Genomic DNA, 10,961 nt, shown 5'->3' with positions numbered 1-10,961 from the left:
ATGGCCGCTGCTTTGTTTGAGTATGCCCAAATTTATGGAAGGCGTATGTATAATTTTGGATAATCAACACTCGTGGGTCTACAAGGTCTTTCTTTTCATAAGGCGTCCAATTTTTTATTAATCGCTACATATTTGCTCAATGTTTCTTGTTTGTTTACTTGATTCCAATTTTCGCTGCGAAAAATCCTGTCATGCCTACGATAAAGCTTGGTGCCAAACTCCAAAGGAAAAAACCCCATCTGTCCGTCAATAAAGAGATGAGCAAGAAAATCAAAGGCACAACCAACATTAGTCCTATCGCAGTTTTCTGGTATCGATTCATTCGGATACCTCCTCACTAATGAATATAAAGCACTCAGAGTGCTTTTTTTGGGTTTTCTACTCGCATCGATTGAACTTCCCCGCAATTGATACAAAATGTAACGAACAATCTTGACCCGATGCTTAAATGTTTATTTACATTTTTTACATTGGCATGCCCGCTTCCCACCATACCTTCCGAAAATGAACTACTACCACAATTCCTGCATTTTTTCTCTGCTTTCACGTTGCTAAACTCCCTCCACTCTTTCGCCTTTCATGCTTTTTCCGGAAGATACAACACCTGCTTTATTGCTTTGAATCCATAAAACAAATCCCAAAATTAAAATGAGTAAGAATAGCCAGACCATCGATACGATTCCCGCTTCAGGACCAAATGCGCCCCCGCTCCACCATTCGGGTCCACCGATATGAACTCGGATGAGAGAATTTTTCTCGGCGGTGCCACTAACGGCAAACCCAAATATCGAACCTTGAGAAATATTCCATAATGCATGAAATCCAACAGGCAACCATAAACTGCGACTTAAAATTCTTAAATAGGCCATTAACCAACCAAATAAGACCAATCCAACGAACGATTTCCAACTAAATCCAAAATTAAACCAATGGGTTAGTGAAAACAGGATGGATTGAACAGCATTTCCCACTGTAAAAGTCGTTATTTGTTCCACCTTGGACAATATATATCCGCGAAATAGCAGTTCTTCAGATACACAAACACAAAAATGAACGATGATAGCTGGTAGCAAACTAATCGCAAACCAATGAATCACACCGTTGTCGTTAAATTGGTATTTTGCATCATTTCCAATATAGATTAGAAAAATGACTGATATTGATAGTAAGCCCAATATAGCCCCTGATAAGGCCAACCAAAGATGACGTTTCATTTTAGGGGCATACAGTGGAAGAGCAAACTCTTCAAATATCGTTATCTTTTTATACCATACAATGAAAAAGGATAAAATACCCAACAGTTGTCCTATACGTGACAAAAAATCTCCGATACTTTCGAGCTGGATCATGATGGAAATACTGGAGATCATCATGGACGATAGGAGCGTAAAAGCAATGCACATCACCACAAAACCAATTGTCACAAGTATTTCACGGGATTTTCTCATACCGGTCACCCATATTATATTTTCTCATTGGTCCACTTGAACGAGAGTTTCGTCATTACAAAAAACAATACGGCAAATCCAAGAATCGCGGCTAAATCGATATAAATGTTGAATTTTCCTTCCAAATGCTCAAACAATATTTGTCTAAAGGCATCTCCCATATAGGTGAACGGAATGAAAATAGCCAAATCCTCGATGATATCCGGCATAATGTAGAATGGCATCATAACACCGCTTAACATTAATATCGGTGCTGAAATAGCACCAAGAATCCCCCCCGCAATCTCCACAGAGTTCATAAATCCTCCAAGTAGAAACCCAAGACTCAAAATCATTACCATACCTATCAAAGACACGAGCAGCAGGGGAACCACATCGGAAATGGTAATGATTTGAAGTAGTATTCCTAGAATTAAAAACAAAGTAATTTGCACGACGGATAAAATCAATCTTACAATGATCTGGGAAATGACAAATTGGCCTGTAGTCAGCGGCGTCAAAGTCAATAACCGCATTATACCGTTTTTTCTCATTTCTACGAGCGGCAGAGCCGTACCGAATAAACCGGTTGACAATAAAGCAAATATTAATATTCCCGGAAACATGAACTCTAGCATTGAGATATTCAACTGTTCTGATTTGTCTATTACCGAACTTATCCCGGCAAAAATCCCTAAAAAAATGACTGGGAATATAATAATAAAAAAGAAAACTTTTAGATCTCTTATAATTTCATTGAATCCCGCCTTAACAAGGAAAAGGATTGTTTTTTTACCGTTATGTACTTGAATCTGCATATTAGTCAAACCCTCCTCTTAAATCTTTTCCTGTTAAATGAATAAAAGCCGATTCAAGATTTCGTTTTTTTCCTTCTACAGTGTATTTTTCAATCAGCTCTTTAGGTGTTCCAACCGCAGCAAATTTGCCGTCATGTAGAATCGCAACTCTATCGCATAGTTCTTCCGCTTCATCCATGTAATGGGTTGACAGCAAGATCGTTTTCCCCTGGTTTTTAAGCTTTTTCAAAAATTCCCACAGCATAATCCTCACCTGTGGGTCCAAACCACTAGTGGGTTCGTCCAATATTAAAATTTTTGGATCACCTATCATCGCAATCGCAATTAACAGCCTTTGTTTTTGCCCCTTGGATAAACTTTTAACCAATTTTTTCTCCAAATCTTTTAAGTTCAACTCTTCCATTAAATCGTTAATATCAATTGATTGGCTGTAAAAACTCGAAAACAACTTTAAGGTCTCTAAAACTGTTTGCCTCTGAAAAAGAGATGCCTCTTGCGGTTGAACTCCAATGATGTGTTTGATTTGCTCTTGATTCTCGTCCGTCAACACATTCATGATTTTGACGGTTCCCTTGTCTCTTTTTCTTAAACCAACCATACATTCAATGAAGGTCGTCTTTCCAGCCCCATTCCTGCCCAAAATTCCAAATATTTCCCCTCCCTGCACATTGAGTGAAAGATCGTCAATCACCTTGATATTATCGTAAGACTTTGTTAAATTTTCCACAAAAATCATCTTTTAGTCCCCCTTAATTGGCTGCGCCTTGCATGGGCTGATTCATGTAAAAACTATTCAATAATGCTGCCAAATATGCTTCTTCCACAGGCCATATGCCTAACCTGTTATTCATCATATGTATGTAATGAAACAGCAGATCTTCAGGCGTTTTATCCATATTTACGGCATTTATTCTGTCTATCACACTTTTTAACAACTTTCCGTATTTTTCGAAGTTCATATGATGATAGTCTTGTTCTATAATATTTTTGGTCAGTGCTACCCGCTTTTCAGCCGACTGAATAAAATTATTTTTATAAGTAGTGCCGATCGCCGAATAATGTTCTCCAGACCAATAAGAAATATATTTTTCCAGAAAAGCCAATATCGTATCCGTCCGTTCAAAAATGGCGTGTATCGATTCATTCATATATTTGAGTCCAATGATAAATCGATTGAGAGTTCCGTCAATAATGCCTGGGGTAACATCCAAGCAGATTTCGCTAGAATATTGAAACAGCTCTTCTGATATGGATAATCCCGTTTTCCCCCCATATTTGTCTATTTCAGGTTCATATAAGGCCAGTTCAAATCTGCTTTCCTGCTCACTGTTAAACTGTTGGCTTGATTTCATCGGAATCAAGCGTTTGGGCTCATAATGCGTAATCCGAGAAATTTTCGTCAACTTTTCCTCGAACAATTTTTCGAGAATCCCGATCACTTCGTTCAGGGATTCAACGGATACCAAAAATCTTAGACGTACGTGTGTTCCCGAATGATCTTGATACCTGATAAAAAACCATTTCGATATTTCTGTAATTTTTCCAACTTCCAAGTATGCATTTCTCACGATGTCTTCAACAACAAAATCCATTAAACTAGAGTTAGAGGGATATATATTGTAGTAAATCCACTCCTGGTTCACTCTCGATGACACCTCTTTTCTTTAATATCCTTTTATGTGTGGTCCGTTAATTTCCCAAGGCACATAAACTCCGAAATAATCGGTTGTCCTCTTTTATTTTGCATCCAGCATGTACGATGATCGGGTAACGCTTCCGTGAATACGATATACTCGGTATCTTGCGTAACATTTCTTTTTAAAATTTCGATCGAATATGGGCTATGAAAATGAATCCATACCGGTTTCGAACCGTGCAGTGAAGTAGTCTTTTCGGTCATTGTTAGGAACACTTCTGTCGGAATTTGGTATTTGTCAATGAACCGTTGTAATTTTAACATGACCTCTACATCGTCATCAGATTTTTCGAATGAAGGTAATAGCTCTGTTGGAATTATCCATTGTGCCCTTTTCAATACAATTCGGCCCTGTTGTTGTCTAGGAATATATTGAATTCCATCAACTCCTTTGATTTTTTCCCATGGACGCGGATTGATTCCATAGGGGGCGTCTATCATCCAAGGATTAATTAATGTCAGCAATATTTTGCCGGATCCTTGAATCAGATATTGGGGAACAGTACCCAAATATACTGGGGAAACCGTATTTCCATCCTGCGCCTTAAGCACCAACGAGTCGGTGATTTGGCAATGGGATATGGAAATATTTTTCATTTGATAGTGGGTCGAGCCATATTTACATTCTCCAAACCAATCTATATTTCGAGTCAGCACACCAAAACATTCTTGCAAATTCGACCAATCTCCCCCCATCGACAATTCTACGGGTTCGGATAAAGGAAATAAGCCTTCGATCCATTCTTTTAAATGACCGCTGTACGGATGTTTTTTAAACAAAGGATTGAATCGTGAAAATACGTTACCAAGTCCGGTAGATATTTTGTTAACTACAATCAAATAATTACCGTTTAACAGATCCTCTTGGCTACCCGCACTCAACTGAAAATAAATACAAGCCGTGGGCGGTGCAATATTTGGTCCCTTTACCGTCTTGTTTTTTTGCTTTTGAAAATCTCTTACACTCGCTCTTTCAAACATGCGGTATAACAATTGCTCGTTTGAAGTGAGGGTAGCCAAGAAGTCCACTAACATTATTTCTTTTCCTGGACCATAGGTACTTTTAAAATAATCAAGTAGTTCACTATATAATGACGAAAAGTGAAAATACGGACGGAGCATTTCAATAATTTTGTACACATCTTCATATACTTGTTGCCCAAGATGCGGAACTTCAATTTGTGATCGAACATCTTCATAGACGAGGTTAGCATGTTCCATCCATTGAGGAGGATTACGTTTCAACAAACAAAACAGTCTCTTCATCTCTATTCTCAGTTTTCCGAGCTTTTCGACCCTTTGTAACCCAGTACAACCAATTTTCAACTCTTTGAATAAATCGTTTGCACGGTATAAATGTTTTGAAACTTCCTGTACTAATTCATCACCGTTTCCATTTGACGTAATCAAGTCTGCTGTCTTTTTTAATGGCTCCTCTTCATAGATATCGAACGGAACTACAGGCCTAAGTAATTTTAACGAAAACATCAAATATTTAGCATATTCTTTATTCGAACCTAGTGAGTTCAAAATTTGTTCAAGTGTATATTCAGTTCCTTCATCAAATTGATCCAATGCGGAGAGAATTGGACTGCTCAACAAAGTCTTGGTCTCTTCCGTCTTCCAAAAAAAGTTGTTGGTATACATATATTTGCTCGTTATTCTTGCTTTTTTCCCCCCTGCATCAGCACTTGTCGTAAACTGAAACTTGAAATACTTGTTAAAACTTTCGTGTTTGGACAATTCTTCGATCACCGTAGTCACAATTGCTCTATTCATACGTATCGAGTGTCTTGTTTCAAATTCGCTGTCTAGCTCCTTCACTGTTCTTAACGGATCAAAGTTTGTTGTGCTTATCTGTGTTAACGTACTAAATGGACTTGTCTTTATAATACTTCTTTGCAGGTACATATAGATAGATTTTGATAGATTCGATCCGAAATGAACGAGATCATTCAGTCCTTTTGGTAGAATTTTGAGTAAGTCGGGGCTTGCTAACGCCAATCCTTTTCGGAATTCCTCGGATTCCTCGTTTTTTAGATATTCCTTTAGCCAATTGACGATCGTTTTCTTCTCATCGTTAAATATTTGCCGCATTTTATCAGCCAATCCTTTTCTTTCTTTATATAAACGCAGCCATGTATTCAATATGATATTTTCTTCTTCATTCAAATACTTTGATAGCACTAAGTAATCGTACTCTTTTATTTTTTGCAACCGATCATTTCTATCATTAAAAATATCTCGTTTCAATTTTATAACAAATCGGATCAGTTTTTTTTGATCTTCAAGAGATGGAACGATGTTATACAATAAATCAATCATGGGTTGCTTCAATTGTAGCAACTCATTCTCCACCCTTAAAAACTCCCGAATGACATTTCCAGTTTGGTGACAGATCATATGATCCAGAATTTCAGTAGAGTTAACAGCCAATCTTGCAAGTAAAAAGTTAGAAACAGTAGGAATTCCGCTCATATTTTCCTCCTATTCTAGTCAAAAAAGATCTTGAAATAGTAGAAAACGAAAATAAATATCAAACTCGCGATATAAAACAATGAAAGAATGGCATATAGCAAATAAAAGTTTTCCTTTATACCCGATATTCCCTTCAAATATGCAGGCTTTTCTTTATTCATCATGGTAAATTTCAAATATTCCAAACTATGATTTCTTAAATTCGTTACTTTAAACCAGTTTTCCAATGCCTTGTACAAATCACTTGGTAACAATAAATTACAGTTAAAACAAAAGATCATGAACTGAATCAATAAAAAATGTACTGCAATCGTCTTGGGAAATCCATCCAAATAAAGTACGAACAATGAAGAAATGAATGCCATAGTCAAGTCATAAACAGGATCAGTGACGGCAATGAACGCCCTCTTGTTGCTCTTCAGTTGGTAAGTGTCCGTCAAATCGACATAAGCCACCGGAATGACTAAATACAATAGTCCAAAGCCAATTTCTCTTACGTCCCCCCCTAATTTTTTACAAACCAAGGCATGGCTAAGCTCATGTCCTATCAAGTGTAAAGTGATCCATGGGAGCAGATAGAAAAATTCGATGCCGCTTAATGGGGCAACGTAATTCGATCTAAGCACGCTGATAATTGAAACGATAGATATTACGGACATTAAAATAAAAAAAACGGCAGTAGCTTTTATACTCATTGTCGGTAGTAATGATGACAGTTTGGAAAGATATCGATCAAAATTCTTCATTTTGATCAGTTTAATCAATGCTTTGTTTGATCTTTGAGAATGAACGGACTTGTTCCTGTCAAACCGTCCTTCGTTTGTACAAATGATACCCTCTTCGATCATTTGTTTCAAAAATTCATTAACATTTTTGGTAATTTCTTCCGTTTTTACATCAAATCGAATGCTGATCTCTTTAACCAATTGTTCCCCAGTAGATTGTTGAGTTTGCAGTTGTGATATTAGTTCTTTCGCAATTTTTCCTATTTTATAGTACTTTCTCGTTTGTCCATGAAAAAGCAGAGTCTCATCATCCACTTCAAACATTTTCACATCTTTAGAAAGAAAAAGCGGGTTGGATAACGAAAAATTGCTATTCGATTCTTTGATCTTGAATGAAATGTCCATATATCACCGATTCACCTCCATACAAAAATTTGATAGCAACAAAAACATAAATGATGTATAATCAAGACCAAAGGAACTGCGGTACTCAATTCCTCGGTCTTGATTAGTAGTAACTAGCAATTAACTATTATCCTGCAGTAGAAAGTGTGCTAGTCGAACTGAAAGATGAGCCGCAGCTCCCTGCGCATGCGATCGACGCTCCACAGAAGAACGATGCCACTGTTGCAGCAGCTGCTGTAAAATTAAGCTGTTCAGGCATTTCTTCAGCATATAATTCCAGATCATCTAAATTTTCATTCATTTTCCGTCACCTCACATTAATCGTTTTTAGCAAGCACAAGATGCAGTTGAAGAGCAAGATGCCGTTGCCGCACAAGAACCGAATGTAGATGCAGAAGTAAAACACGCAATGGATCCCCAGCAGCAGGATGCCATAAAGTTATGCTGCTCAGGCAATTCCTCTGCAAATAATTCGAGTTCTACAAAAGAAACATTGTTGTCTTCCCGATTCATACCGCTCCCTCCTTTTTCATATTGTTCTTACCAACTATAAGAACTCATGGAAGTATACGTACTAACCGTTGAAGTTGGGCAAGAAGCGCTCAATACAGAGCTTTCGGTGCTCAAAGTAGACGTACCGGCTGCGGTATATTGTGTGATATCTGGCAGTTCTTCAGCATAGAGCTCTAACGTTGTATTTTCCATCCTTTCCATATTCTCACCTCCCTCCATATGCTTCATTTATTTTCTCCTGGGTGCTCGTGTATTCTCTAAATTTCATTAACACCCTTCAAAAAGAAGGAAGGATTAATTTCCAAACGCGTAAGCAAACATTTGGCACTTGCGATATCCGTCTATTGAGCAAAACTTTTTAAACATTTTAGGAAGAACTCCTGCAAACACCGTTCCTTGATAACCCATAGACATAGACTGCAACCATGAGTAATGGGCAACAGCACCTGCACGCATTAACAAATTTTTATATCCAGCTGTCCCTATTTTTTCAACAGCCTTGGCCAATTCTCCAACGAATAATAAGACTACCGGTGCATCTGCAAACTCTTGCTGCAGAAAAAGCATTTTTTTAGATACATTTTCCGGCAAATACCCCTCAGCGGAAAGATCGTTAGTATCGGGGCAGTATCTGTAAATCGTTCTCGCATTGATCGACGCATGATTGACTCGCTCACCTATAATATACTGTTGCACCAATCTGTCATCATTCCAATTGTGTATATAATATTGATGATTTTTTAGTAGGATCGTTTTCAAATCTTCAATATCGACTTCACTATTCGGATGAAAAAATCGGTACGATGTCCTTTCAAAAAACACTTGTTCAATACTTCTGCCTCTATTCGGTAACCCAATATCAAATATTTTCACCAAAGGTCCTTCAGCAACGATATGTTTTTTAAACTCCTTACTGTCCTCTATCAATTTCATCACGATTTCACTTCTGGGAATTACTTTAGTCATTGCTCTCACCCCGCCTATGCAGTGTCGCAACCAAAGTCACCGGTTCATTCAGGTGATCCAATCGCAATAAATGTTCTATTTCGTCATTATTCCACGACTCACATAATTGAAGTTCCAGTCCTAATAATTGTGCAACTACTTGCGATTGCGCATAAGCAACCCCTGCATCCAAATGTATAATTTTATAGGCAAACTCTTTATATTTTTTGTACACCCGATCATAGGAACCGGAAAAAATTAAATATCCCAATAAAGTCCCCCTAGACAGTCTTGAATCGATTGTTATTTTTTCCAGCACCTCTTCTTCGAAACTACCATTCAGCTGTGCTAAAGTATGTGTGGAAGTTTGATAGAAATATACCCCTTTTTGCAACTCTTTGACACCCTTATTCACAAAGTAAACGCCTACCGAACCAAGGTTGCCGCCTGTGGGTGCCCAGCGGTACACTCGTGGATTATTGTTCTTTACATTTTTCTTTAATCCTGCGGTCAACAGCATGAGTTTCGTTAAAAGCTGCAAGCCGCTAAAATTTCTGGGATTGGAATTCAAATCGGGCAAACTGTCTTGATGAGGCAGGTTTATATGCTGGCAGCTCGGGTATACAATCGAAGATTTGGCCAGTTCTAGGTTTCCTAGTTTGTAATGATTTTGGTGATCTTTCGGATTGATCAGATGGCTAGATGGGAAAGCGATATAACCTTCATACTGGCTGACCAGATTGATTGTCGGTTCCATTCCCTTTATCGGATCGCACCATTCACAAAAAGGTAGTTTCGAAACATTGATCGGTGTATATTCAAAAGTTTCTATATCAACTTTCTTCAAATTGTGAATAAGATGACTGGAAGCAATTCTTGACAACAAATGAACGACCTCTATGCCGGAATAGTCAAGTCCTATTTTTTTGAGAAGCGGATCGGTCATTTCAGTATTTGTTCCGATTGAAATTTCATCAATCCTGTTCATTTGTTTTAAATAGCATTCAAAACAAAGTGTTTCATTCCGTTCAAAGTAGGGACCGACATATATTTTTTTATGGCTGAAAGTAATAAGAATCCATGGGATGCTGTATTCGTAGCATTGCGAGGCAAATGGTTTAATTTCCATCAAATCGTTTATATCATCACAAATCGCTATTGCGAATAACTTACTGTCTTCAGTAAAAGGAGTTATATGATCAACAATAGAGATATCATATTGCCTCAGTTCGTTTGATAAATATTGGACATCATCTGGTTTCCCATGAATAAACACTGAATAGGCATGTAACCTTTCAATCGCTTCTGTCGGGTGCAGATTTACCCGTGTAACGTCAATATGGCGCTCAATAAACTTGTAATAGGGGGTATCTTCCAGATAGTGCGAAGACGTCCCCTCTTGTAGAAGACCTCTGGAATATAACAGAGCCAGAGCATTATAAATAAATTGGCTTGGGTATGTATCCAATGTTTCTGCGATTTCTTGGACTGTCCGCGTACCGTCAGCGAGTGAGATTAAGTCATACAAAAATTTTTTAACCGCGCTGCCCCGAAATAATTGTTTTTCGGGAGAACCGTCAAAGATTACACCGTCATCGCCGCAACTGACCAGATTCACATATTTTGAAACTTTAGGTCGAATGGGCATTCTGAATTGGGGATCGTATGATACTGCCATTCCTATTTCTTTTGCATCGATTTTATTTAAAGTTTTCACAGTATTCACCCCCCTCTTCGTATGACCCTGTTAACCAGTTCAATAGAGCAGAATAACTTCTTGTTTTCTCATCTTTTTGTGAACCACACCTTTTGCATCCGTGGATCCCTATCACTTTAGCGGTAACGCTTTCTCTGCTAATCAGATTCATCCTCCACAATTTTTCCGTGAAAATCCCCACCACTGGGTGAGTGCTGTATACGCTCCTGATCCGTGCGGGTATACTGAAAATGGCCA

Annotated in this window: 12 protein-coding genes; all 12 read right to left on the bottom strand. The window is 38.0% G+C overall.

Going from position 1 to position 10,961, the window contains the following annotated elements; all coding sequences use genetic code 11:
* Positions 1-154 precede the first annotated feature (154 nt).
* Positions 155-322, bottom strand: a complete 168-nt coding sequence (locus tag B4113_RS20030; RefSeq protein ID WP_172418761.1) for a hypothetical protein — start codon at positions 320-322, stop codon at positions 155-157.
* 229 nt (positions 323-551) lie between these two features.
* Positions 552-1,448, bottom strand: a complete 897-nt coding sequence (locus tag B4113_RS03940) for a CPBP family intramembrane glutamic endopeptidase (protein ID WP_061912244.1) — start codon at positions 1,446-1,448, stop codon at positions 552-554.
* A 14-nt stretch (positions 1,449-1,462) separates the two neighbouring features.
* A complete protein-coding gene (locus tag B4113_RS03935) occupies positions 1,463-2,245 on the bottom strand; it encodes an ABC transporter permease (protein WP_061912243.1) in 783 nt (260 codons plus the stop codon).
* 1 nt (position 2,246) lies between these two features.
* Positions 2,247-2,981 carry an ABC transporter ATP-binding protein gene (locus B4113_RS03930; RefSeq protein WP_061912242.1) on the bottom strand — a complete coding sequence of 245 codons (735 nt, stop codon included), beginning with the start codon at positions 2,979-2,981 and terminating at the stop codon, positions 2,247-2,249.
* Positions 2,982-2,994: 13 nt separating this feature from the next.
* Complete coding sequence (locus tag B4113_RS03925; RefSeq protein ID WP_061912241.1) at positions 2,995-3,888, bottom strand: thiopeptide-type bacteriocin biosynthesis protein; 894 nt, start codon at positions 3,886-3,888, stop codon at positions 2,995-2,997.
* Between the two features lie 32 nt (positions 3,889-3,920).
* Positions 3,921-6,419, bottom strand: a complete 2,499-nt coding sequence (locus B4113_RS03920; protein WP_061912240.1) for a lantibiotic dehydratase — start codon at positions 6,417-6,419, stop codon at positions 3,921-3,923.
* 14 nt (positions 6,420-6,433) lie between these two features.
* Positions 6,434-7,549: a PqqD family peptide modification chaperone gene (locus B4113_RS03915; protein WP_061912239.1), complete on the bottom strand. Its 1,116-nt coding sequence runs from the start codon at positions 7,547-7,549 to the stop codon at positions 6,434-6,436.
* A 127-nt stretch (positions 7,550-7,676) separates the two neighbouring features.
* Positions 7,677-7,850, bottom strand: a complete 174-nt coding sequence (locus B4113_RS19380; RefSeq protein ID WP_153017123.1) for a thiocillin family RiPP — start codon at positions 7,848-7,850, stop codon at positions 7,677-7,679.
* Positions 7,851-7,876: 26 nt separating this feature from the next.
* Positions 7,877-8,062, bottom strand: a complete 186-nt coding sequence (locus tag B4113_RS19375) for a thiocillin family RiPP (RefSeq protein WP_153017122.1) — start codon at positions 8,060-8,062, stop codon at positions 7,877-7,879.
* A 27-nt stretch (positions 8,063-8,089) separates the two neighbouring features.
* Complete coding sequence (locus B4113_RS19370) at positions 8,090-8,254, bottom strand: thiocillin family RiPP (RefSeq protein ID WP_235597947.1); 165 nt, start codon at positions 8,252-8,254, stop codon at positions 8,090-8,092.
* A gap of 102 nt (positions 8,255-8,356) precedes the next feature.
* On the bottom strand, positions 8,357-9,028 hold the full coding sequence (locus tag B4113_RS03910) for a nitroreductase family protein (protein WP_061912238.1): 672 nt from the start codon (positions 9,026-9,028) through the stop codon (positions 8,357-8,359).
* On the bottom strand, positions 9,021-10,724 hold the full coding sequence (locus B4113_RS03905) for a SagB family peptide dehydrogenase (RefSeq protein ID WP_061912237.1): 1,704 nt from the start codon (positions 10,722-10,724) through the stop codon (positions 9,021-9,023). The genes B4113_RS03910 and B4113_RS03905 overlap by 8 nt, the downstream gene beginning before the upstream one ends.
* Positions 10,725-10,961 lie beyond the last annotated feature (237 nt).

The sequence above is a fragment of the Geobacillus sp. B4113_201601 genome (assembly GCF_001587475.1).
GTDB classification, from domain to species: Bacteria; Bacillota; Bacilli; order Bacillales; family Anoxybacillaceae; genus Geobacillus; species Geobacillus icigianus.
The sequence above is the reverse complement of the archived record's forward strand: the minus strand, read 5'-3'. Positions and strand labels throughout refer to the sequence as shown.